Genomic DNA, 22,149 nt, shown 5'->3' with positions numbered 1-22,149 from the left:
AGAGCAACATTTGACTTACAACGACTAAAGGAGCCTCGCCATGAAAAAACGCACCCTGATCCAGGCCGCCGCCGTGGCCCTCACCTCCGTCGCCTGGGCCGGCCCGGCACTGGCGCAGGACTTTCCGCCGGCCAAGCCGGTCACGCTGGTCGTGGGCTTTGCGCCCGGGGGCGCAGCCGACGCGGCGGCCCGCCTGATCGCCAAGAAGCTGGCCGAGAACATCGGCCAGTCCGTGGTGGTGGAGAACAAGGGCGGCGCGGGCGGCAACATCGCCCACCAGCAGGTGGCCGCGGGCGCATCGGATGGCACGGTGCTGCTGTTCGGCTCGGTGGGTCCGCTGACCATCGCGCCGCACCTCATGAAGCTGCCCTACGACCCGTTCAAGGACCTGGCGCCGATCTCGGGCGGGGTGTACTTCCCCAACGTGCTGGTGGTGCACAAGGGCGCGGGCGTGAAGACCCTGGCCGAGTTCGTGCAACTGTCCAAGGCCAAGCCCGGCAGCGTGGATTACGCCTCCACCGGCGCGGGCTCGGCCTCGCACCTGGCGGGCGAGCTGTTCAACCAGCGTGCCGGCATCGACATGGTCCACGTGCCCTACAAGGGCGGCGCCCCCGCGCTGCAGGACCTGCTGGGCGAGCGCGTGACCAGCTACTTCGCCGCGCCGCCCACCGCCATGCCGCACGTGGAGGCGGGCAAGCTGATCCCGCTGGCCACCACGGGCCTGACGCGCCCGGCCTACCTGCCGAACATCCCCACGGTGGCGGAGTCGGGCTTCCCGGGCTTTCAGGCACTGAACTGGTATGCCTTCGTGGCCTCGGGCAAGACGCCCGCGCCGCTGCTGGAGCGCTGGAACAAGGAGATCGTGAAGGCGCTCAACGACGCCGGCGTGAAGGAGGCCCTGAACAAGCACGGCCTGTCGCCCCACCCCACCACGCGCGCCGAGTTCACCGCCTTCATGAAGAAGGAATACGAGCAGTGGGGCGCCATCGTGCGCGAGCGCAAGATCACCGCGCAGTGACCTCCCCATGAGCAGCTGCGCCGCATCCCCCTGCTCTCGCTTTGCGAAAAGGAGGGGCGACGGCCAGTGACCGTGCCAAGCCCGCGCCACGGCGTCTGCTGGCTTGGCTGGCGCTGCGAGCCAAGCCCAGCGCCCTGATCCTCAGCCCGGCGTCCGCAGCACGCTGGCGTCGGTGTGGATCAAGTCCAGCGGCGCGCGCCGGCCGGCCAGGTAATCCTCGACGCACTGCAGCACCAGCGGGCTGCGGTGGCGCGCGCTGCAGCTGCGCAGCTCCTCGGGGGTGAGCCACACGGCGCGCAGGATGCCGTCGTCCAGCGACCGCCAGGCGTGGTGCGCGCCCACATTGCCCGCAAACGCAAAGCGCAGGTAGGTGATGTCGTCCCCCGTGCGCGTGCGCGTGAAGCGGTTCAGGTACACGCCCACCAGCGCCGTGGGCTCGAAGTCGTAGGCCGTCTCCTCCAGCACCTCGCGCACGCAGGCCTGGATGGGCGACTCTCCCGGGTCCAGGTGGCCCGCGGGGTTGTTCAGCCGCAGCCCGTCGGCCGTGTCTTCCTCGACGAACAGAAAGCGGCCCTCGCGCTCGACGATGGCGGCCACGGTGACGTTGGGTTTCCAGCGGTTTGGCATAGCCGCGATTATCACCAGCGCATGTGGACACTTTCTGACGGCTTGCGCTGGGTCAAGTTCCGGCGCGCCCCGAACGCGCAGCGCTCGGGATAATCCCCACCCCATGCTGCAGCGCATTCGCCACCACCGACGCCTGGGCTCCGCGGTCCTCGCGGTGTTCGTGTGTGCGTGGCTGGTGGCGCTGTGGGCCAACGTGCAGGTGCGCCAGGCGCTGCCGGCAGTCGACCTGGCGCACCTGGACGTCTGCTTCGCCGCACCCGCGGGTGGCCCCGCGCCGCACGCCGACCCGGCTGCGCACGACAGCCACCATGCCGACCCCGGCTGCCTGCTGTGCATTGCCCTGGCCACACCGCCGGCGCTGACGCTGGCCGCCCTGCGCCCGCCCGCCCCGCACGTGCACCCCGCACAGCGCAGCCGCGCGCCGGCCGTGGCGGCCTGGCGCGCCCAGGCGCCGCTGCCCCCGCGCGGCCCGCCTTCCACCCACGCCTGACTGCAACCACCCGCCGGCCCATGGGGCTGGCGCCTTCCGTTGTTTGCCTGCGCGCTGATCTGCCGCCCCCGCGGCCGAGCAGCGCCGGGCGTGGATTTCTCATGACTGCATATTCCTTCCGCGCGCCTGCCTTGCGGTGCGCACCCCTGTCCTCGCACCTCACCCCCTGCGCGCTGGCCTGCGCGCTGCTGCTGGCCGGCCCGGCCCTGGCCGCGAGCGACGCCGTGAACAACGCGGCCGCGGCCCCCGAGCACACGCTGCGCGACGTGGTCGTCACGCTGCAGTGGCAGCCCGACTGGCAGCTGGAGACCGGCCTGGACGCACAGCGCAGCCCGCACGACAAGCGCAGCGGCACGCCCAGCGTGCCCTACGACAGCAAGCCCTGGATGCGCGACGCCAAGTTCGAGAACCTGGGCGCATTTGCCGAGCTGTCATGGCAGGCCCAGGCCGACACGCGCTGGGTGGGCGGCCTGCGCCTGGACCGCGCCGAGGCTTGGCGCTACCCTGCCCCGAGCGGCATGGGCGGCATGGCCCCGGCGGCCGGCGCGGACCACCGCACGCGCTCGGCCATGCCCAGCGGCTTCGTGCGCTGGGAACGCACGCTGGCGCCGCAGGGCGCGCTGGTCTACGCGGGCCTGGGGCACGTGCAGCGCTTTCCGGACTACTGGGAGCTGATCTCCCCCGGCAACAGCGCGGCCAGCGCCGGCAACGCCTTCGCCACGCTGCGCCCCGAGAAGACCACGCAGCTGGACATGGGCGCGCAGTGGAAGGGCGCGGACTGGCAGCTGTGGACCTCGGCCTATGTGGGCGTGGTGCGCGACTACATCCTGTTCGACTACACCGGCATGAAATCGGCCGTGCGCAACGTCGACGCGCGCACCGCCGGGCTGGAGCTGGGCGCCAGCCAGCGCCTGGGCACGGCGTGGACGGCGCAGGGCACGCTGGCCTACAGCTGGGGCCGCAACACCAGTGAAGGCCGCCCGCTGCCGCAGATGCCGCCGCTGGAGGCGCGCCTGGGCCTGGAATACGCCCAGGGCCCGTGGAGCGCCGGCGGCTTGTGGCGCCTGGTGGCCGCGCAGCACCGCCATGCCAACGGCCAGGGCAACGTGGTGGGCCGCGACCTGGGCGCAAGCGCCGGCTTCGGCGTGCTGTCGCTGCACGCGGGCTACCGCATCAACGCGCAGCTGAAGCTTGCCGCAGGGGTGGACAACCTGCTGGACAAGAACTACGCCGAGCACCTGAACCTGGCGGGCAACGCCGGCTTCGGCTACCCGGGCGGCGTGCGCATCAACGAACCCGGCCGCACGCTATGGCTGCGCGCGGACCTGCAGTTCTAGGCTTCGGAGGCAATTAAAAAGATAGCTGGTCGCGCTTGCTGAATGGGGATTTCAGGCACAAAACATGCTGAAATCCTTTGATGGCAAGCGCTAACAGCTATCATTTTTTACAGTGCCTGCGCCATGTACACCGCGCCGGCGCCGTAGCTGTCCAGGTGGCGCCGCTGCGCGGCGTCCTGCACCAAGTGCGCGGCATAGCCCTGGCGCGCCCAGTAGGCTTGCGAGCCCTGCACCGACACCAGCGCCGTGTGGCGCAGCCCCGCCGCGCGGGCCCGCGGCAGCAGCCGCGTGAGCAACGCACGCGCCAGGCCCCGGCCGGCGCAGGCGGGCAGCACCGCCATGTCGTGCAGGTACAGGGTGTCGGGCGCCGGCACGGCATCGAAGTCGCCGTGCAGCGGCGTGACCTTGCCCAGCAGCGAGTGGTAGGCCGCCAGGTAGGCGGCCACGCGCCCCTCATGCTCCAGCACCAGCGAGCAGTTCACGGGGCTGGCCAGGCGGCGGGCAAACACCTCGGCGCTTTCGACGTAGGCGTCGCCGTAGCAGGCGCGCTGCACCGCCAGCAACGCGGGCAGGTCAGCCGGCGTGAGGGCGCGCGGCGCGCCGGTCATCGCTGCGGCGGCAGGGCCCTGGACGGGTGCGGAAGGTAGTCGTCCAGCGACAGGCCCTTCTCTTTCAGCAGCCCCTCCAGCACCGGCGCCAGGCGGCCCAGGCTTTCCTGCACGGCCTCGCGCACGGTGTCCACCACCACCTGGGTGCTGCGCTCGATCTCGATGTTCAGGCGATCGCCCACCTGCACGTCCTCGAACACGGTGGCGCGGCGCGTCTCGGGGATCAGCCAGACCTCGAACCAGCCCTCGGCGCGGTCCACCTCGGCCACGGTGAGGCTGGCGCCGTGGAGGGCGATGTAGCCCTTGGCGAACACGTAGCGCCGAAACGCCTCGGGCACAGCCACGCGCCACACCAGGTTGTTGTCCAGTTCGCGCCGCTGCACCAGTTGCCCGGTGAAGTCGATGTGGCCCGACAGGGGGTGGCCGCCGATCTCGGCGCCCTCCTTGGCGGCGCGCTCCACGTTCACGCGGTCGCCCACGGCGTAGCTGCCCAGCGTGGTGATGTTCAGGCTTTGCAGCATCACGTCGAACGTGGCGCGCGTGGGCGAGAGCATCTCGGTCACCGTGAGGCACACGCCGTCCGTCGCCACGCTGGCGCCGATGGCAAGCTGATGGCAGAAGCCAGCGGGGAATTCGAGGGTGAAGGTGCGCAGGCCGGCGCGGTCGTCGATGGCGGCGATGGTGGCCGTGGCTTGGACGATGCCTGTGAACATAAACGTGGATTTCCTTGGGCAGTGCAACCTGCCCCGCGAGGAGAAAGAGACGGGATTCTGCCAGCCGCTACTGGCCTGCGCATGGCCCCTTTGACGCGTAAAGCTCGGTCAGGGGGAAGATGCGAATTCATCACTTCGCAGCGTGCTTCGCAAGGACATCTTGCAACCCTGCTGCGCTACCTGCCACCACATCCCACGCCCAACTGCCCAGGCCGCCTTGCGCATTCACTGCCTGCACCCATTGATCCAGTGCCTGTCGTTTAGCTTGGTCTTGGGGTGAGTCTTCGCCCTTGATCTCCAGCACCAGGGTCTTGCCTGATGTGAATCGCACCAAGAAGTCAGGGATGTACTTGCGCTTGGTGCCGTTCCACAAATACAGGATGTGAAAACCCAGGTGGTCGTTCTTTACCCAGGCGGCCACATCCGGGTGCGTTTCGGCCACATTGGCAGCGTATTTTTCCCAGCCACTGTCCACCACGATGTGACTGATCTGGCTGCGCTGCGTGGGCTCGGCTACGCGCGTGGTGTACCAGGTGCGCATGTCGCGCGTGCTGCCCACCGGACGCTCGCCATCAAACACTGCCTCCAGCCGCAAGGTGTTTTGCTCGATCACATAGGCCATCAGATGCTGCACGATGGCATCCATGTGCATGGAGAACAAAATCCGCTGGCGCAGCGGGTCTTGATGAAACAGCGACGGAATGTCGATCTTGCCCGACGCCAGAAACGTCTCCACCAGCCGCACCAACTGAAACAGCAAGTATTCCCGTTGCCCTTTGAACTGGTCTTGCAACTGCTCAAATGCCTTCTGCGCCGCCTTGAACACCAGTCGCTGTAGCCGAAACTCCTCGGGCAGTTTCTCCAGGTCGATGGTGGTGATCTGGCTCCAGTCGGCTGCGCCGCCCAGCGCGGGGGCAATGTCCGCGTGCAGTGCCACTTTGGCCGGGTCAATCGTCAGCGTCGGCACCTTGCTCCACTCCACGACCAGCTGTGGACGCACCACCTGGTCCACCCGCAGGATGTTGGGCCATTTGATCTCATGCACTTGCCGCTCGGGCAGGGCCTTGATTTGCACGCTGGGCTTGGGCGGTGGCGGCGGGGGCCCATCACCACCGGGTGGCATAGCCACCGACAGCGGCACGCCAAACACGTTCACAAATTCCGGCGCATACAGGCCCGTGGTGGGGTCGATGTCGTAGGCCACGCGGCGCAGGCCCCGGCCAATCACCTGCTCACACAGCAGCTGACTGGTGAAGGCGCGTAGCCCCATGATGTGCGTCACCGTCTTGGCGTCCCAGCCCTCCGACAGCATGGCCACCGACACCACGTTCTGCAGGTCTTGCCCCAGCTGGCCAGGTTTGCCCACCGTGTCCACCAGCTCGCGCAGCACTTCTTCTTTTTTGGTGCTGCTGGCCAGCCAACGCTCTTTGCTCTGCGGCTCAATCCGCGCGGCCTGCACGATGCTGCGCAGGCGCGCGTCATAGTCTTTGTCGGCGCTGGCCGCTTCGCCCACTTCGGCTTTTTCCAGCACTTTGGAATCCACCCGCAGCGTGCGCTGAGCATCGTGCAGCTCGGCCCACTGCGCATGGCCCTTGGTGAAATAGTGCTCCACCCGTGCTGCGGTTTCGGTGCGGTTGCATACCGTCAGCATCACTGGGGGCGAGAGGTGCCCCTGCGCCGCCCAGTCGGCCGCCGTGGCACGCCAGTCGGCCCCCAGCAGCGTGTAGGCCTGCTGCACCAGCGCGGGCAGGGGTTCGTGGGCTTCGGCCTTGCGGTTCAGGTCTTCGGCCACATCGGGCTCGCGGTACAGGTGGTAGAGCTTGGGGCGCAGCGTTTGCGCATTGGGCAGAGCATCGTCACGCACCACCACACGCGGCGTCTTTACCAAGCCCGCCTCAATGGCATCGTTCAAGCCAAAGTCCGACACCACCCAGCTGAACAACCCCGCCTCGGTGTTGCTGCGCCCCGTGGGCGCAAAGGGCGTGGCCGACAGGTCGTAGCAGCGCGCAATGCGCCGGGTTTTGTGGATGCGGTCCAGCCCCTCCACCCAGCGGGTGGCCTCGTCCAGGTCAATGCCCAGCGCCTCGGCCTCGGCCTTGCTCACCTTGATGTCGGCGGGCTTGCGGTAGGCATGGTGCGCCTCGTCGTTGATGACCACCAGGTTCTTGGCGTTGGCCAGCGGGCCCAGCACGCGGCGGGTGTAAGCCTCGTCGCTCTCTTTGCCCTTTTTCACCACCGAGCGCTCTTGCTCTTTCAGTGGCATCAGGGTGTGCCAGTTTTCGATCAGGATGCTGGCCCGGTTGAGCTTTTGCCGCAGCGCCTCGGAAGGGCACAGCTCAAACTGGTCGTAGTAGTTCTGCTCGTGCCCCGGCATCAACACCTGTAGGCGCGACTTCACCGTCAGGCCCGGCGCCACCAGAAAAATGGCGCTGGAATACTTGCGCGGCGACTTGGGGTAGGTCAACGCGTTCAGCACCTGCCAGGTGATGACCATGGCCATCACCGTAGTCTTGCCGCTGCCCGTGGCCATCTTGTTGCACAACCGTTCAAACGCGCCGCCGTCGCCCTCGATGAAGATGCCCTGCCGATATTCAGGCAGCGCCTCCAGGTGCCAGATCAGCGTTTCTATGGCTTCGAGCTGGCAAAAGTAGAACGGGTACTGGCGACGCGACACCTTGTCTGCATCCCACCAGTGCTGCAGCAGCGCCAGCGTCACCGCCGTGGTGCCCGGCCAGCCATCGGCGCGCCACTGGCGCACCCGGTCGCGGATGGTGTCCACCAGCGGGATGGCCACCTGCCGCCGCGTGTTCTCGCGCGTGTCGATGATCTCGTAGCCCGCCGGGCGGCGCACTGGCTCGCGCCTCAGTGTGCGGTCGGGGTTCTCGGCCCAGTGCTGCTGCGGCTCGGTGAAGGCTGAGTTGATGATGAGGGAGGTGGGTGAGGTCAAGGCGCTTCACTTCAAAAAGGTTTGCAGGCGATCAAAAGTGCGCGCCAGGCTGGGGGCGTGCGCCATGGCGGCGTCCACATTCCAGCGCTCATGGACAAATTGGCGCATGCGCTCGTTGTACAGCGGCCCAATCGAAACCGCACTGCCTTGCGCTGGCACCAGTTCTGCTACCAGCCGTTTGTTGCGGCTGCGCCGTACCAGATTGATCAGTTCTTGCTTGGGGTCGGCCAAGGACTCGGGCGCAGGAGAAATTTTGCTGACCGGTATGCCCGCAAAGCTTGCAAACCCCTCCTGATCGGCCAGCACCCAAGCCTCTGCCTCACGCACTGCCACCCGAAACAGCATGGACCGAGGCAAAGTGGCAACCCCCCACTGTTCGCGCAACTGCGGGGCGCACGGCGTCTGATCCAGATCCACCAGGACGACGTGGGGCAAAGCGCGGCTGGCGTTCAGGTACTTGGACACCGATTTGCGCATATTGCCCACCCCGCGCGCCACCAGAGGCCGCAGCACCGTATAGCCGCGCCCGGTATGCGCAAGCACCTTCTCCATCAGGACCAGGCTCAAAACGTCTTCCACCACCAGGGCGATGTCCAGCGGTTGGGCCATGGCTAAAAAATGGAAAGCTGTTCAATCTGGCTTGGCGGGGCCTTGCGAACCATGGCCTCGGCCACGTTGTAGCCCGCCGCAACCAACTCCAGCTCCTGGGCTGTGGCAGGCACAACGCGTGTGCCTTCGGCCGAAGGCTCCAGCCGCAGCACATCGCGCGGGTCCACGCTGCTGTGCTCCAGCAGGGCCTCGCTGTGGGTGGTCACAAACACCTGGCGGCGGTGCTTTGCCCGGCGCTGCATCTGCCACAGCAAGGGCGGAATCTGCCGAACAATCGACTCGTTCAGCGACAACTCCGGCTCCTCCAGCAGCAGCAAAGAGTCGCCATCGAGCAGGCTCCACATGATGCCCAGCAGGCGCAGCGTGCCATCAGAGAACTGGTCTTCACGCTGCCAGCCCGCATCGGGCCGCCAATGCTCGTAGAGCGCTTCCAGGTGGGGCGTGCCCGTGGCGTTGTCGCGGCTGAATTTCAGGTCGCGCATATTGGGCACACAGGCCCGCAGGGCCGATTCGATTTTTTTCAGACGTGCATCGCGGGTGCGGTCCGGGGTTTTGGCAATGCGCTCCAGAAACGACTGGCCAAAAGGGTCACCTTCCAGCAAGACGCTGGCGCCCAGCTCCGCATGTTTGAGCAATTGCGGCACCAGATGCAGATAAGTCAGTGCGCCAAAAAACTGCGCAATGTCCCGAAAATCCTTGTTCGCGTTGACCTGCTCCAGGCTGGTTTCCGTCAAACGCTCACGGTCTGCCTGGTCTTCCGGGTTGTGGGGCCGGTCGAGCAGCACGGCGCCCGTGCGCAAGTCTTCCACCCGCTCCTTGCTTACCACCACCCGCTGCTTGCCTTTGCCCTCGCTGCGAAAGGCCAGGCAGTAGCGCCAGATGGCCGGGGTATCTATTTTTTCTGCCAGATCGACCTCGATCAGCACCTCCGGGTTGCTGCGCGCCAGCAGGCAGCGCACCTTGGTCATGCCGCCGCGCATTTCCACGGCGCGCTGCAGCCCCCCACCCTTGGGTTTGGCCACATCGCGCAAAAACCGGAACACATCCAGCAGGTTGGACTTGCCCGAGGCGTTCGGCCCAATCACGAACACCCGGTCGCGCAAATCCACCTCGATTTTTTTGAAGTTGCGCCAGTTTTGCAGTTGGAGTCTTGAAATCAGCACTGCGCTCTCCTTATGCCTGGGTTGCCGAAGCATCCAGCCGCATCACCTTCAGCGACTCAATGCCCCGGTCGTCCACAATTTTCACGGCCACCGTGCGGTTGTCACCGGCAGCAAACGGCAGCGACACGGTGCCGGTGAAGGCTTGCAGCAACTCTGTATCCAGCTCGGCGCGGATGTCCTTTTTCAGCTTCATCCAGCCCTCGTCCTTGCCCGCCATCGGGAAGAACACCTGGTGCGGGAACAGGCTGCGCCCGTCGTAGTCGGTATCGAGCTGCCACGCGGCAATCTTGCCCTTGCCGCCCGACACCAGTTCGCCCTTGGCCGTGTCGAAATAGTCAAAGCCGTTCACCTCCACCTGCCACAGGCCATCGGGCAGTTGCGTCAGCAGCACATCGGGCTGGCCCATGAGCCAGAAGCTCTGGTTGCTGCTGCGGGCTTTTTTCAGGTCTTCGGTCAGCAGGTCGGTGTTCATCTGCGCCTTCAGTGCGGTGATGCCTTTGAGCGCGTCGATGTCCTTGGCCGCCTCGGGGTCGAAGGCGAAGGCGCAGAACACGATCATCTTGGGGCGGGGGAACAGTTCGCCCGCCTCGTTCAACGCGCGCTCCACCTGGCGCTGCTCCAGCGCGCCGTGCTCGGGGCCAAAGCTCACTACCACGCGCTCGCCGGTGTCCAGGCTGCCGCTGGCGTGCACGCTGGTGGTGCCGGGCAACACCTCCAGTTCGGCAAAGCGCAGCATCTGCCCACCCTTGCCGCGGATGCCGGTTTTCAGCAACTCATCGCGCCAGGCGTGCTGACGGCTGGTGTGGCCGCTGCGGGCCAGGCTCATATCGGCCAAATCGGCCGCTTGCGCTTGCCCCGCTTGCGCCGGCAGCTCCTCTAGTGATAGCACGGTGGGGAAGGGCACGGCTTCCACCGTGAACGGGCCGCACACGCGCAGCTTGGTCTTGTCACGCTCGGGTTGGTCGTACAGGGTTTCGCTTTCAGCGTTGGCGGCAATGCTGCGGTCCATCTCGGCCTGCATTTTTTGCCGGGCGGTGTGGAACTGGGCCAGCGGCGCCTGCAACTCGGCCGCCCAGTCGGCGGGCAGGTCGAACGGCACCTCCCATTCCTGCAAATCCTGCCCCTGCAGGCCCAGCACCAGCTTCTGGCCTTTGCGTGCGCCCTCGGTCACCGGGTAAGGCGTGGCCGGTGCATGCGTCTTGAGCGCCGCATTCAGCGCCGCCAGCGCCGACGCAATGGCTGGGTGCATACGCTCATAAATCGCATCGATCTCGGCATTGTTGGCAATGCTTTTCAGCGTGACGTGGGGCACCGTCTTGTAGATGAAGCCGCCGCGCAGCCCTTCGTGCGGGTAGCGCAGGGCGAAGTAGTCAAAGCTGGCGGTCATCAGCCGCTGCTTGGCCAACGTGATGGCCACGCGCGAGGTATCGCAGGTGATCCAGCGGCGGCCCCATTTCTCGGCGACATAGGCTGTGGTGCCGGAGCCGCAGGTGGGGTCGAGGACCAGATCACCGGGGTCGGTGGTCATGAGCATGCAGCGTTCCACCGCTAATGGATGCGTTTGTACGACGTACGCTTTCTTATCGGAAAAACCAGACGTAACCGTGTCATCCCAGAGGTTATTGACTGGAAAAACAGGGAAGTCATCAATAAAGCGAACATAACTAAGCGTATTGCCAAGCGCGATAAGTCGCCCAGAGGCAGAGAGTCTTGTTAGGCCCCCGCTATCCGTTTTGAATGTTCCTTTACCTGGTGAAAATGTTCCGCCTCGGAATGAAAATTCAGTTACGTCGTCGCCTTGTGCTGGTCGTTGGCTGGCCGTGTTGTCCTGTCGAAAAACTCGACATTCCATGCCCGCAGGAACTCCCTTGACTCCATAGTTTTTTCGGCTGCCATCAGGCAGTTGAGCCCACGTATATTGGGTTCCACCATCTTCACCGGCTATCTTCTCTAAATAGAGCTGACGATATTTCGTCTGGGTTTTATTCCTTGCGTACCAAACCAGCATGTCATAAACACTGGCAAGACCGAGAGTTGCAGCGCTGGTAGTTTTCTTGTATGCGATGAGGCCAAGGAAGTTGTCCGAACCAAAAACCTCATCCATCAATTCCCGCACATGATGCAAGTTTTCATCCGAAATCTGCACAAAAACGCTACCCGAATCACTCAATAACTCGCGCGCCAATAACAGCCGGTCGCGCAAATAGGTCAAATACGAGTGAATGCCCAGCTCCCAGGTGTCGCGGAAGGCCTTGATCATTTCCGGCTCTTGCGTCAAATCCGCGTCGGCCCGGTCTTTCACGTCGCGCTTGCCCACAAAGGGCTGGAAGTTGCTGCCGTACTTAATCCCATACGGCGGGTCGATGTAAATCATCTGCACCTGCCCGGCCATGCCTTCCTTATTAACCAGGCTGTTCATCACCAGCAGGCTATCTCCAGCGACCAGCCGGTTGGCCCAGCCCCGGTCGTGCTTGTAGAAGTCCAGCGCCGCGCGCAGGGGCACGCTTTCAAACGGCGCTTCAAACAGCCCTGGCTGGAAAAAGTTTGAGTGTTTTTGGCCTCTAGCGCCCGTCCCACCTGCGCTAGCAGCTACTGAATTGCTAGCGTTTTGGCGCTTACCGACGCTGCTCAAAATGCTCATGGCGTCAATGCGCTCATGCACATGCAGGCTCACGGTGTCCACTTCAAAGCTGGTGCGCTCCGCTTTGCCTGTCCATTGCAGGTAGGGCGCACCCATGCGCCGCAAGGTTTGCAACGCATGGCGCATGGCAGCGGGGTCGTTACCGGCCAAGGCATCGGCAATCAGCGCGTCGGCCTGGGCGCGGGCGCTGTCAAATTGCAGTGCAGGGTCTAGGTGCGGGTCGTAGGCCCAGCGGGTTTTGGGTTGCTCGGGGTCGCTTTCAGCGTTCACCAGGCCCACTTCGGGGTTGTTTTTGCGCCGGTCGGGGTGGCGGTAGGCCAGCACCTGGGTGTCGCCGTTGTCAGGCTGCTTGAGGCTGGGTTTGGCTTTGGGTGCTTTGGGCTGCTTGTCGGCGGCTGCAGGGGCGGGTGCGGTAGGGGCATCGAGCGCAAAGTCTGGCCGTTGCGCGCCGGTGGCCCGGGCGGTGGCGCCGCCGCGCCCTTTGCCTTTGACGGCCAGGCCGGCAGCCACCAGCGCTTCGCGTGCGGTTTTGAAGTCTGCTTCCGTGGGGAGGGGCTGGTGCCCGGCGGCCTGGGCGGCGGCCAGAAACTGCTCCAGCAGCGTGATATTGCCCACGGTGGTGTGGTCTGCTGGCAGCAGGTTGAGCAGCAGCGTTTGAAGCTGTTGTTGTTCGTTGGTCATTTGCTCCGTCCCCTCTGTGCTCGATAAGGGGGGAGTTATAGCAGGGCATTGCGCCGGATTTCATTGGCATGGCCAGTAGGGCCTGTTCACACTATTTTTGCCAGTGCGAAGACCATGGAAACGGCGCCCATCTAGGCGCGTGACGACGCCAAGGCCGGGGCCTTGGCTAGAAACGCAACAACGAGGGGCGCCGTTTCCATGGCCTTCCCTTCGGGTTGCAACCCAAAGCGCCATCCGCGTCGTTGCCAAGCCTCGCTGGGGCCGCACCCCAGCCTCGTTTGGCGCCTAGCGCCTGGCGCTTTGGATTGCAACGCATCTGGCAAAAATAGTGTGAACAGGCCCTAGGAAGCGGTGCTTCAGTCCGCCGCCGGCAGGCACAGGCGCAGCCGCGCCCCGCCCAGCGGCGAGGCTTGCGCTTGCACGCTGCCGCCATAGGTCTGCGCCAGCGCGCGCACGATGTCCAGCCCCAGGCCCGAGCCGGGGCGCTGCTCGTCCAACTGCACGCCGCGCTCGAACATGCGGTCGCGCAGCGCTTCGGGAATGCCGGGGCCGTCGTCGTCCACGGTGAAGCACAGCAGATCGCCCTCGCGCCGCACGTCCACTACCACGCGCGTGCGCGCCCACTTGCCGGCGTTGTCGATCAGGTTGCCCAGCAGTTCGTACAGATCCTGCTCCTCGCCGCGAAAGGCGCCATCCTGCGCCTGTGGCGCCAGCTCGAACGCCAACTGCCGGTCGGCATGCAGGCGCTGCATGGTGCGCAGCAGGGCCTGCAGCGGCGCCAGCACCGGCGTGCGCAGCCCCGTGGCGCGCACGGCGGCGGCGGCACGGGCGCGCGCGAGGTGGTAGTCCACCTGGCGGCGCGCGCTGGCCACCTGCTCGGTCACCAGCTGCGCCAGCGGCGTGCTCTCTTGTGCCGCGGCATTCGCCAGGATGGACAGCGGCGTGTGCACCGCATGCGCCAGGTTGCCCGCCTGGGTGCGCGCGCGCTGCACCATGTCGGCGTTCTCGGCCAGCACATGGTTGAACTCATTGACCAGCGGCTGCAGCTCCTGCGGGAAGCACCCCTCCAGCCGCGCTGCGCGCCCGCCGCGCACGGTGGCCAGCTGCTCGCGCAGCAGTTGCAGCGGGCGCAGTGCCAGCTGCAACTGCACCGCCACGGCGATGGCCAGGCCCAGCGCCAGCAGGCCCAGTGCGATCAGCAGCAGGTGGGTGAAACGCTGCAGCGGCTCGGCCAGCAGGGCGGTGTCGCCCGCCACGACCAGGCGCAGCGGCGGGGCGTCGTCCTCGGGCAATTGCAGAGTGCGCGCCACGGACAGCAGCGCATGGCCCTGCGCATCGTGCAGCTGCAGCACGCGGTAGCCGCGCGCGGGGTAGTCGCCCGGCACGGGCGGCAGCGCCAGCACCTGGTCCCACAGCGAGCGCGAGCGCGCCACGGCGGCCTGCGGCGCCGCGCCCACCTGGTCCACCTGCCAATACAGGCCCGACAGCGGCTGCGCCAGCCGCGCATCACCGGCCAGCGGCGCCACGGCCGTGCCGCCCTGCGGGGTCCATTCCACCGAGGCGCTGAGCTGGTCGAGCTGCACCACCAGTTGCGCCTGTAGCTGCTGGGTGATGTGGTCTTGGAACAAGGTGCGCAGCGCCCAGCCCGCGAGCGCGATGCTGAGCAGCATCCACGCCAGCGTGCCCGCCAGCAGGCGCAGGCGCAGCGAGCCGCCCAACTTCATGCCGTGGCGCCGGCCTCGGCCAGGCGGTAGCCCAGGCCGCGCACGGTCTCGATGCTGCCCGGCGGCAGCTTCTTGCGCAGGCGGCCCACGAAGACCTCGATGGTGTTGGAGTCACGATCACTGTCGTGCGGGTAGATGTGCTCGGACAACTCGGTGCGCGACAGCACCTGCCCCTTGCGCTGCATCAGCAGCGACAGCAGTTTGAACTCGTGGCTGGTGAGCGTGAGCGGCTGGCCGTCCACCAGCACGCGCGCCTGGCGCGTGTCCAGCCAGATCGGGCCGCACTGCCACTGCGCGCTGGCGTGCTCCCCCAGACGGCGCAGCAGCGCACGCAGGCGCGCGAGCAGCTCCTCCATGTGAAAGGGCTTGGCGAGGTAATCGTCTGCGCCCGCGTCCATGCCCGCCACTTTCTCATGCCAGGCGGCGCGCGCGGTAAGGATCAGCACCGGCATGTTGCGCCCCGCGGCGCGCCAGCGGCGCAGCACCGACAGGCCGTCGAGCACGGGCAGGCCCAGGTCCAGCACCACGGCGTCAAAGCTCTCCACCTCGCCCAGGTAGTGCGCCTGGGCGCCGTCGCTGGCGTGCTCCACCGTGTGGCCTGCGGCGGCGATGGCCTGCACCAGCTGGTCGCGCAGGGTGGGTTCGTCTTCCACGACGAGGATGCGCATCAATGCTCCTTGCGTTTGATCTTCAGCACCTGCCCGTTGACCGCGTCCACCGCCAGCTTGGCCACGCGGCCGTCGTTTTGCAGCAGGCGGATCTCGTAGATGAAGCGACCGTCATCATGCTCGAACTCCACCTTGAGCACCTGGCCCTGGTACTCGCGCTCGACCTTCTCGAGTACGGTACGCAGCGGCAGCACCTGGCCGCGCTCCAGGGCCTGGCGCGCCAGGTCATGGTCGCCATGGCCGCGCTCGGCGGCCTGCGCGGCAGGGCCCGCGGTGGCGGCGGCCACCGCAAGGGCCATCAGGACGAAGGGGCGGCGCAATGCGTTCATGGGCGTTTTTTATACGTGCACGGCGATGAATGTCGCATGAACGCGGCCTTCAGCACGAGTTCATCGTGGCTTTTCCAGAATCGTTGCCAAGCCGCTCGCCACACACCCGTGGCGGGCCACCTGCTCAACGCACCAGAAGGAAACGCCATGCGCATCAAGATCGTCCTGGGAGGCTGGCTGCTGGCCATCACCCTGGCCTGGCTCGCGGTACTGCCGCCCGAGCTGGGCGTCTCTCCCCTTGTGGATGCACAGGGGGCAGCCACTGGCTGGTGGCAGCTGCGCCAACAGGCGCTGTATCTCTCGGGTCTGTGGAGCATCGGCCTGATGGCACTGGCTATGGTGCTGGCGCTGCGCCTGCCCTGGCTGGAGCGCCCGCTGGGCGGCATGGACCAGGTCTACCGCCTGCACAAGTGGGCGGGCATCAGTGCGGCGCTGACGGCCATCCTGCACTGGGGCGCCGATGAATCCAGCGACTGGATCAAGGGCCTGTGGGGCCGCGCCGGCCGGCCGGCACGCGACGCCGTTCTGCCCTGGCTCACCGACGCCCGGGGCTTTGCCAAGGACCTGGGCGAGATGGCTTTTTACCTGCTGCTGGCCATGGTGGCCATCACGCTGCTGACCCGGCTGCTGGCCTACAAGCCGTGGCGCTTCCTGCACCGCGCCATGCCGCTGGTGTTTCTGGCGCTCACGCTGCATACCGTGGCGCTGATGCCGCTGACCTTCTGGACGCTCCCGCTGGGCCTGCTGATGGGCACGTTGCTGGCGCTGGGCAGCCTGGCCGCCGTGTGGTCGCTGGCCGGCTGGATCGGCCGCGCACGCAGCCACGCCGGCCACATCCATGCGGTGCGCACGCTGGGCGATGGCGGCGCGGCGGCGCCCGTTGAGGTGATCTGCGCCCTGCCGGCAAGCTGGCCAGGCCACCGCGCGGGGCAGTTCGCCTTCGTGCGCTTTGATGCGTCGGAAGGCGCGCACCCCTTCACCATCGCCAGCGCACCGGGCAGCCTGGGCACCAATGCGCAGGGCGAGCAGTTGCTGCGTCTGGTCATCAAGCCACTGGGCGACTACACCCGCACCCTGGGCCGACGCCTGCAGGCCGGGCAGCGCGTGGACATCGAAGGCCCCTACGGCTGCTTCGACGGCCGGGGCCGCCACCGCCGCCAACAGGTGTGGGTGGCGGGTGGCGTCGGCATCACGCCTTTCCTGGCGCTGCTGGAAGCCCGGCAGCCGGGCGCCACGCCAGGGCCCTCCAAACTGCAGCCGGTGCAGATGCACTACTGCACCCGCGACGCCGCCACCGATCCGCTGCTGCCGCGCCTGCGCACGCTGTGCGCGCAGGCCCAACCACCGGTCACGCTCACGGTGCACGGCGACGCCCAGGGCCAGCGCCTCAGGCCCCAGGACCTGGAGGCCACCCCCGGCCCGCTGGACATCTGGTTCTGCGGTCCGCAGGGTCTGGGCGATGCGCTGCACGCGCACGCCAGCGGCCCCCGCCCGTGGCGCGTGCACCGCGAGTCCTTTGCCATGCGTTGATCCACCGAAAGGAGCTTTCCATGAAACACCCGACCCCGTTGCTGGCCCTGTGCCTGGCCCTGGCAGCAGCCCCTGCGCTGGCGGACGATGACTGCGAGGCCCCCGTGCAGCACTGGCAGTCACGCGACGCCGTGATGCGGCACGCGGCCGCCCAGGGCTGGCAGGTGCAGCGCCTCAAGATCGATGACGGCTGCTACGAAGTGCGCGGCCGCGACGCCCAGGGCCGTGCCTTCAAGGCCAAGCTGGACCCCCAGACGCTGCGCGTGGTGAAGATGAAACTGCGCGATGACAGCCATGAACCTGAGCGCGAACGCCGGCGCGAGCGCGATCGCACCCCGGCCCGCGATGCGGCTCCCGCCCAGGACACTGCGGCACCCCTGACGGCGCCGGCCCAAAACCCCGTACTGACGCCCGGCACCACGCCACGCAGCCAGATCGAATGACCCTTTGAATCATCCACACGCTCTTACCGGAGAACCTCCATGTCCAGCACCAAACCCCTGCTGACCACCGTGGCCGCCGCCTGCGCGCTGACCCTGCCCGCCTTGGCACACAGCCGCGAGGTCACGCTCTCGACCACCCTCAAGAACTACGGAGGCGACGGCGCCTACCTCGCCGTCTACCTCACCGACGCCAAGGGCGCCTACGCGGGCACGCTGTGGGTGGCCGGCGGCAAGGCCAAGTACTACAAGCACTTGGCCGACTGGAACCGCCTGTCCGCCAAGGACGGCAAGCGCCTGCAAGGCGTGACCGGCGCCAGCGTGGGCGCGGGCCGCACGCTCAAGGTGACGGCCGACCTGGCCGACGCGCTGCTCGACGCGGGCTACGAGATCCGCATCGACGCCGCCGCCGAGGACATGCGCGACAGCCCGTCGGAGATCCGCGTGCCCCTGTCCACCGCCCAGGCCGGCAAGCCGCAGGCGGGCAAGCAGTACATCCAGTCGTTCACCTACCAACTGAAATAAGCGAGGGGGCATCCATGGTTTGGCGGCAGATCCACCGCTGGTTGGGCCTGGTGGCCGGCGCGCTCGCGCTGGTGCTGGGCATTACGGGCACACTGTTGGCCCTCGACCCGCTGCGCAACGCTTGGCAGGCAGCCCCCGCGGCGCAGGACCTGCCGGTGGCGACGCTGGTGCAGCGCGTGCAGGCCAACGTGCCCGGCGCGGAGGAAATCCGCCACCTGCCCTCGGGCGGCATCGTGGTGCATGCCTTTGACAACGGCCAGGCCCAGGCCCTGCGTGTGGACCCCGCGGACGGCCGCGTGCTGGGAGGCTACGAGCCCTCGCTGCTGCCACGCTGGGTGAAGAACCTGCACCGCTCCCTGCTGCTGGGCGACGCCGGGCGCATGACCGCGGCCGTGGTGGCGCTCGCCATGCTGGTGCTCTCGGTCTCGGGGCTGGTGCTGCTGCTGCGCCGCATGGGCGGCTGGCGGCAACTGGCCGGCCCGGTGCGCGGCACGCTGGCGCAGCGCCTGCACGTGCTGGCGGGACGGGTCATCCTGTTGGTGCTGGCGGTGTCCGCCGCTGCCGCCCTGGTCATGAGCGCCGCCACCTTCGGCCTGCTGCCGCTGGATGCCGTGGCAGAGCCCGACGTGGCCTCCATACAGGGCAGCCAGGCCGCCCTGCGCGCCGACCAATTGCCCCTGCTGCAGGAGCTGCGCGTTCAGGACCTGCGCAAGCTGAATCTGCCGGCGGCCGACGATCCGCAAGACACCTGGCGCGTGACCACCGCGCAGGGCCAGGGCTGGGTAGACCGCTACAGTGGCCAGACCCTGGCCTGGCAGGACGCCACGGCGGCGCAGCGCGTACACGACTGGGCGTTGCTGCTGCACACCGGCGAAGGCGCGTGGGTATGGGCGCTGGTGCTGGGCGTCATGGGAGCCAGCATCCCGCTGTTCTGGACCACGGGCGTGGTGTTGTGGTGGCAGGCCCGTCGCAGCCGCCCCCGCATGGCCAACAACAGCCCGCTCGCGCAAGCCGACAGCCTGGTCTTCGTGGCCAGCGAAGGCGGCACCACCTGGGGCTTTGCCCAGGCCCTGCATGCCGCACTGGTCTCCACAGGCCAGCGCGTGCACACCACGGCACTGGAGCACTGGCGCGTGCCACCGACCGCACGCCAGGTCTATGTGCTGGCGGCCACCTATGGCGACGGCCAGGCGCCCGCCCATGCGGCGCGCGCGCTGGACGCCATCACGCGCCAGCCCGTCACGGGAGCGCAAGTCACGGTACTGGGCTTTGGCGACCGGCAGTTTCCCGCCTTCTGCGCGTATGCCGAGGCGCTGGAGCAGGCGCTGTGCGCGCAGGGCTGGCCCACGCTGCTGCCGCTGGAGCGCATCCACCAACAGTCCGCGCAGGAGTTCGCACGCTGGGGACGGGCCTTGTCGCAAGCACTGGGTCTGCCCCTGCAGATCGACTACCAGCCGCGCCTGCCGCGCACGGTGGCACTGACGCTCGCCGCGCGGCAAGACTTTCCGGGCGGCGCGGGCGAACCCGCGGCCATCCTGCGCTTTGCCCTGCCCGCCCGCGGCCTGCCCCGCTTCGCCGCGGGCGACCTGATCGGCATCGTCGCGCCCGGCCAGGCCGTGCCGCGCTACTACTCGCTGGCCAGCGGCACGCGCGACGGCTTCGTGGAAATCTGCGTGCGCCGCATGCCCGGCGGCGTGTGTTCCAGCCACCTGCATGCGCTGCAGGCGGGCGACAGTGTGCAGGCGTTCATCCGCTCCAACCCGGGCTTCGTGCTGCCCGCGGGCCGCGCGCCAGTACTGCTGATCGGCGCGGGAACGGGCGTGGCGCCACTGGCAGGTTTCATACGCGACAACACGCGCCACCGCCCCATGCACCTGTACTACGGCGCGCGCCATCCCGAACGGGACTTCTACTTCGGCACCGAGCTCCCGTCCTGGCAGGCCGACGGCCGCTTGGCCGGGCTGCACACCACGTTCTCCCGTATACCGGGCGGTGGCTACGTGCAGGAAGTCTTGCGACGCGATGCCACGCAGGTGCTTGCACTGATCGCGCAGGGCGCCCTCGTGCGTGTGTGCGGCAGCCGCGCCATGGCCCAGGGCGTGGCACAGGTGCTGGATGCGCTGCTGGGCCCGCAGGGCCAGAGCCTGGCGCAACTGAAAGAGCAGGGACGCTATGCCGAAGACCTGTTCTGACCCGCGGCGGCTGGCGCTGCATGGCCCCACCATGGGCACGCGCTGGTCGGTTACCTGCGATGCGGCGCCGGACACCGATGTGCAGGCGCTGCAAACCGCGCTGGCAGCCGCCGTGCAACAGGTGGATGCGCAGATGTCGCCCTGGCTGCCGGGCAGCGATCTCAACCGCTTGAACCACGCCCCCGTGGGGGCCTGGGTCACGCTGCCCGCTGAAATCATGGAGGTATTGGTTTGCGCGCTGGACGTCTGCCGCCTGAGTGCGTGCGCCTTCGACCCGGCCGCGGGTGCGCTGGTCGATGCCTGGGGCTTTGGAGCGGTGCGCGACGCTCCCGACGCCAAGGCGATCCGCACAGCCACCAGCGCGGCACCTGTCGCGCGCACCCCCACGTACGAGGCGCTGGAGCTGGACAGCGGCATGCTGCGCGCCCGCAAGCACGCACCCGTGCACCTGGACCTGTGCGGGATCGCCAAGGGCTACGCCGTGGACCGCATGGCCGACGTGCTGCGGCAGAACGGCGTACCGCACGCCCTGGTGGCGCTGGACGGCGAGCTGCGCGCCGTGGGCGGCCAGGCCGATGGCCAACCCTGGGCCGTCGCGGTGGAAAGCCCCGAGACCGGCCGCCGCGCCGTGCACAGCGTGGTCGAACTGCAGGACCTGGCTGTGGCGACCTCGGGCGACTACCGGCACTATCTCCAGGTAGGCGACGCGCGCTTGGCGCACACCATGGACACGCGCCGTGGCGCCCCCGTGCGCAACGAAGTCGCCTCTGTCACCGTGTTGGCACGCCAGTGCATGCACGCCGACGCCTGGGCCACCGCGCTGCTGGTGGCCGGCCCTGGCGAAGGGCTGGCGCTGGCCCAGCGCATGGGGCTGGAGGTGCTGTGGATGCTGAGGCGCGGCAACGGACTGATCACGCTGGGGCTGGGCCGGTTCGGCTCGGGCGCACCGGCGAGCGGGGTATGAACGGCAGGTGAATCCAGCGTTCAGCACTGATTCACCGCCTCCCGCGCAGACTGCAGGCACAGTCACTTTCGGCTGCAATCACCGGGCACAAAGGAGTTCATCATGCGCACCACCTTCTCTCTCGCTGCGATCGGAATGCTGGTGGCCGCCCTCGGCGCCCCCGCATTTGCCGGGGACCGCGACCACCAGGACCGCCGCCACCCGCGTGAGCGCGCCATGGTCACGCGCTGCAACGACAACGCAGGCCAGGGCATGCAGACCATCCCCAACAATGCAAGCGCCCAGGAGCGCGCCCACGGGTGGCAGTATTTTTCGGACCCTGCCGCCTGCCGCGCCGTCGTCATCAGCCCCCAGGGCGACTACTACTTCAGCCGCGGCAGGGGCCTGCGCTGGGTGGCCGCGGCGCAGACGGAGGTCTGACGGGACGAGGCAAGGAGCTGGAACCCACGAGGCCGCTTATGCGCCGCCGGGCTCCACGCCATTCCACGCCGCAGCCTGCAGGCTTTCGGGCAATTCATGCGCCAGCGCCTGGTGCTCGCGCTCATGGTGATGCTCCAGGACATGCCGCAGCGCATGCGCCGCGTCCAGCAGCGCCAGCACCGCGTGGCGGCGTGCCTGCTCGTCCTGTGGCGGCTGCTGGGCCATGGCCTGCACTTTCAGCAGGTATTCGTCGGCCAGCAGCGCGATGCGGTCGTGCTCCACCAGATAGACCCGCGCGGCCCAGCGGGCGCCAGCGGGCACGTGGGGCAGCAGGCGGGTGTTCTCTATCTCGATGTGCTGCGCCAAGTCGGCGCGCCAGCGCTGCAGGCGCTGAAGCGCATGCCCGAAATCCGCGCCCACCACGTCCAGCAAATGGGCGTGCAGCTGGGCCTCCAGCTGCTCATGCTGGTGTTCAAACAATCCGGGGGAGTCGCTGGTGTGCATGGATCGGGGGAGCGGCGCC

20 protein-coding genes are annotated in these 22,149 nt (G+C 67.6%); 9 read left to right on the top strand and 11 right to left on the bottom strand.

What is annotated here, in order from left to right; all coding sequences use genetic code 11:
* Positions 1-40 precede the first annotated feature (40 nt).
* Complete coding sequence (locus OX89_RS01245; RefSeq protein WP_047349258.1) at positions 41-1,018, top strand: tripartite tricarboxylate transporter substrate binding protein; 978 nt, start codon at positions 41-43, stop codon at positions 1,016-1,018.
* A gap of 141 nt (positions 1,019-1,159) precedes the next feature.
* Here the strand turns inward: OX89_RS01245 and OX89_RS01240 are convergent, their stop codons facing one another.
* Positions 1,160-1,645, bottom strand: a complete 486-nt coding sequence (locus OX89_RS01240; protein WP_047349257.1) for an NUDIX hydrolase — start codon at positions 1,643-1,645, stop codon at positions 1,160-1,162.
* Positions 1,646-1,748: 103 nt separating this feature from the next.
* Between OX89_RS01240 and OX89_RS01235 the strand changes: the two genes are divergently transcribed.
* Both OX89_RS01235 and OX89_RS01230 read left to right on the top strand, forming a co-directional pair.
* On the top strand, positions 1,749-2,135 hold the full coding sequence (locus OX89_RS01235) for a hypothetical protein (protein ID WP_041836129.1): 387 nt from the start codon (positions 1,749-1,751) through the stop codon (positions 2,133-2,135).
* 101 nt (positions 2,136-2,236) lie between these two features.
* Positions 2,237-3,472, top strand: coding sequence for a TonB-dependent receptor domain-containing protein (locus OX89_RS01230; protein ID WP_234305467.1), 1,236 nt, complete (start codon positions 2,237-2,239; stop codon positions 3,470-3,472).
* Between the two features lie 107 nt (positions 3,473-3,579).
* On the opposite strand, the gene OX89_RS01225 is transcribed toward OX89_RS01230, so the two are convergent.
* The 9 genes from OX89_RS01225 to OX89_RS01185 all read right to left on the bottom strand — a co-directional run bounded on the left by OX89_RS01225 (position 3,580) and on the right by OX89_RS01185 (position 15,555).
* On the bottom strand, positions 3,580-4,080 hold the full coding sequence (locus OX89_RS01225; protein WP_047349255.1) for a GNAT family N-acetyltransferase: 501 nt from the start codon (positions 4,078-4,080) through the stop codon (positions 3,580-3,582).
* The gene (locus OX89_RS01220; protein ID WP_047349254.1) at positions 4,077-4,793 is read right to left on the bottom strand and encodes a riboflavin synthase; all 717 of its coding nucleotides are present in this window, start codon (positions 4,791-4,793) and stop codon (positions 4,077-4,079) included. The genes OX89_RS01225 and OX89_RS01220 overlap by 4 nt, the downstream gene beginning before the upstream one ends.
* Before the next feature lie 130 nt (positions 4,794-4,923).
* Complete coding sequence (locus tag OX89_RS01215) at positions 4,924-7,740, bottom strand: BPTD_3080 family restriction endonuclease (RefSeq protein ID WP_011807158.1); 2,817 nt, start codon at positions 7,738-7,740, stop codon at positions 4,924-4,926.
* Between the two features lie 6 nt (positions 7,741-7,746).
* A complete protein-coding gene (locus OX89_RS01210) occupies positions 7,747-8,349 on the bottom strand; it encodes a DUF4276 family protein (RefSeq protein ID WP_047349253.1) in 603 nt (200 codons plus the stop codon).
* Positions 8,350-8,351: 2 nt separating this feature from the next.
* Entirely contained in the window at positions 8,352-9,512 is a 1,161-nt protein-coding gene (locus OX89_RS01205) for an AAA family ATPase (protein ID WP_041836131.1), read from the bottom strand.
* 10 nt (positions 9,513-9,522) lie between these two features.
* Positions 9,523-12,834, bottom strand: a complete 3,312-nt coding sequence (locus tag OX89_RS01200; RefSeq protein WP_047349252.1) for a site-specific DNA-methyltransferase — start codon at positions 12,832-12,834, stop codon at positions 9,523-9,525.
* Positions 12,835-13,190: 356 nt separating this feature from the next.
* Positions 13,191-14,558, bottom strand: a complete 1,368-nt coding sequence (locus OX89_RS01195) for a sensor histidine kinase (protein ID WP_047349251.1) — start codon at positions 14,556-14,558, stop codon at positions 13,191-13,193.
* Positions 14,555-15,226 (bottom strand): response regulator transcription factor, encoded by a 672-nt coding sequence (locus OX89_RS01190; RefSeq protein WP_047349250.1) that lies wholly within the window; start codon positions 15,224-15,226, stop codon positions 14,555-14,557. Before OX89_RS01190 ends, OX89_RS01195 begins: the two co-directional genes overlap by 4 nt.
* Positions 15,226-15,555, bottom strand: a complete 330-nt coding sequence (locus tag OX89_RS01185) for a PepSY domain-containing protein (protein WP_199856185.1) — start codon at positions 15,553-15,555, stop codon at positions 15,226-15,228. Before OX89_RS01185 ends, OX89_RS01190 begins: the two co-directional genes overlap by 1 nt.
* Positions 15,556-15,702: 147 nt before the next feature.
* Here OX89_RS01185 and OX89_RS01180 point away from each other — a divergent pair, with 147 nt between their 5' ends.
* The 6 genes from OX89_RS01180 to OX89_RS01155 all read left to right on the top strand — a co-directional run bounded on the left by OX89_RS01180 (position 15,703) and on the right by OX89_RS01155 (position 21,626).
* A complete protein-coding gene (locus OX89_RS01180; protein WP_047349268.1) occupies positions 15,703-17,085 on the top strand; it encodes a ferric reductase-like transmembrane domain-containing protein in 1,383 nt (460 codons plus the stop codon).
* A gap of 20 nt (positions 17,086-17,105) precedes the next feature.
* A complete protein-coding gene (locus tag OX89_RS01175) occupies positions 17,106-17,528 on the top strand; it encodes a PepSY domain-containing protein (RefSeq protein ID WP_047349249.1) in 423 nt (140 codons plus the stop codon).
* A 39-nt stretch (positions 17,529-17,567) separates the two neighbouring features.
* A complete protein-coding gene (locus OX89_RS01170) occupies positions 17,568-18,050 on the top strand; it encodes a DUF2271 domain-containing protein (protein WP_047349248.1) in 483 nt (160 codons plus the stop codon).
* A 14-nt stretch (positions 18,051-18,064) separates the two neighbouring features.
* Positions 18,065-20,242: a PepSY domain-containing protein gene (locus OX89_RS01165; protein WP_047349247.1), complete on the top strand. Its 2,178-nt coding sequence runs from the start codon at positions 18,065-18,067 to the stop codon at positions 20,240-20,242.
* Complete coding sequence (locus OX89_RS01160) at positions 20,223-21,206, top strand: FAD:protein FMN transferase (protein ID WP_047349246.1); 984 nt, start codon at positions 20,223-20,225, stop codon at positions 21,204-21,206. Before OX89_RS01165 ends, OX89_RS01160 begins: the two co-directional genes overlap by 20 nt.
* Before the next feature lie 102 nt (positions 21,207-21,308).
* Positions 21,309-21,626 (top strand): hypothetical protein, encoded by a 318-nt coding sequence (locus OX89_RS01155; protein WP_011807170.1) that lies wholly within the window; start codon positions 21,309-21,311, stop codon positions 21,624-21,626.
* Positions 21,627-21,662: 36 nt separating this feature from the next.
* Here OX89_RS01155 and OX89_RS01150 read toward each other — a convergent pair whose 3' ends face one another.
* Complete coding sequence (locus tag OX89_RS01150) at positions 21,663-22,130, bottom strand: hypothetical protein (protein WP_047349245.1); 468 nt, start codon at positions 22,128-22,130, stop codon at positions 21,663-21,665.
* Positions 22,131-22,149: the final 19 nt, after the last annotated feature.

The organism is Diaphorobacter sp. J5-51 (genome assembly GCF_001023515.1).
Taxonomy (GTDB): domain Bacteria; phylum Pseudomonadota; class Gammaproteobacteria; order Burkholderiales; family Burkholderiaceae_C; genus Diaphorobacter; species Diaphorobacter nitroreducens.
This window is presented reverse-complemented; position numbering and strand designations above follow the sequence as displayed.

What these genes read in the sequence shown, in the direction of transcription:
- OX89_RS01235 (WP_041836129.1), top strand. Translation starts at nt 1,749, where the DNA reads ATGCTGCAGCGCATTCGCCACCACCGACGCCTGGGCTCCGCGGTCCTC.
- OX89_RS01220 (WP_047349254.1), bottom strand. Translation starts at nt 4,793, where the DNA reads ATGTTCACAGGCATCGTCCAAGCCACGGCCACCATCGCCGCCATCGAC.
- OX89_RS01165 (WP_047349247.1), top strand. Translation starts at nt 18,065, where the DNA reads ATGGTTTGGCGGCAGATCCACCGCTGGTTGGGCCTGGTGGCCGGCGCG.
- OX89_RS01200 (WP_047349252.1), bottom strand. Translation starts at nt 12,834, where the DNA reads ATGACCAACGAACAACAACAGCTTCAAACGCTGCTGCTCAACCTGCTG.
- OX89_RS01190 (WP_047349250.1), bottom strand. Translation starts at nt 15,226, where the DNA reads ATGCGCATCCTCGTCGTGGAAGACGAACCCACCCTGCGCGACCAGCTG.
- OX89_RS01150 (WP_047349245.1), bottom strand. Translation starts at nt 22,130, where the DNA reads ATGCACACCAGCGACTCCCCCGGATTGTTTGAACACCAGCATGAGCAG.
- OX89_RS01170 (WP_047349248.1), top strand. Translation starts at nt 17,568, where the DNA reads ATGTCCAGCACCAAACCCCTGCTGACCACCGTGGCCGCCGCCTGCGCG.
- OX89_RS01180 (WP_047349268.1), top strand. Translation starts at nt 15,703, where the DNA reads ATGCGCATCAAGATCGTCCTGGGAGGCTGGCTGCTGGCCATCACCCTG.
- OX89_RS01155 (WP_011807170.1), top strand. Translation starts at nt 21,309, where the DNA reads ATGCGCACCACCTTCTCTCTCGCTGCGATCGGAATGCTGGTGGCCGCC.
- OX89_RS01225 (WP_047349255.1), bottom strand. Translation starts at nt 4,080, where the DNA reads ATGACCGGCGCGCCGCGCGCCCTCACGCCGGCTGACCTGCCCGCGTTG.
- OX89_RS01245 (WP_047349258.1), top strand. Translation starts at nt 41, where the DNA reads ATGAAAAAACGCACCCTGATCCAGGCCGCCGCCGTGGCCCTCACCTCC.
- OX89_RS01160 (WP_047349246.1), top strand. Translation starts at nt 20,223, where the DNA reads ATGCCGAAGACCTGTTCTGACCCGCGGCGGCTGGCGCTGCATGGCCCC.
- OX89_RS01195 (WP_047349251.1), bottom strand. Translation starts at nt 14,558, where the DNA reads ATGAAGTTGGGCGGCTCGCTGCGCCTGCGCCTGCTGGCGGGCACGCTG.
- OX89_RS01185 (WP_199856185.1), bottom strand. Translation starts at nt 15,555, where the DNA reads ATGAACGCATTGCGCCGCCCCTTCGTCCTGATGGCCCTTGCGGTGGCC.
- OX89_RS01175 (WP_047349249.1), top strand. Translation starts at nt 17,106, where the DNA reads ATGAAACACCCGACCCCGTTGCTGGCCCTGTGCCTGGCCCTGGCAGCA.
- OX89_RS01240 (WP_047349257.1), bottom strand. Translation starts at nt 1,645, where the DNA reads ATGCCAAACCGCTGGAAACCCAACGTCACCGTGGCCGCCATCGTCGAG.
- OX89_RS01230 (WP_234305467.1), top strand. Translation starts at nt 2,237, where the DNA reads ATGACTGCATATTCCTTCCGCGCGCCTGCCTTGCGGTGCGCACCCCTG.
- OX89_RS01210 (WP_047349253.1), bottom strand. Translation starts at nt 8,349, where the DNA reads ATGGCCCAACCGCTGGACATCGCCCTGGTGGTGGAAGACGTTTTGAGC.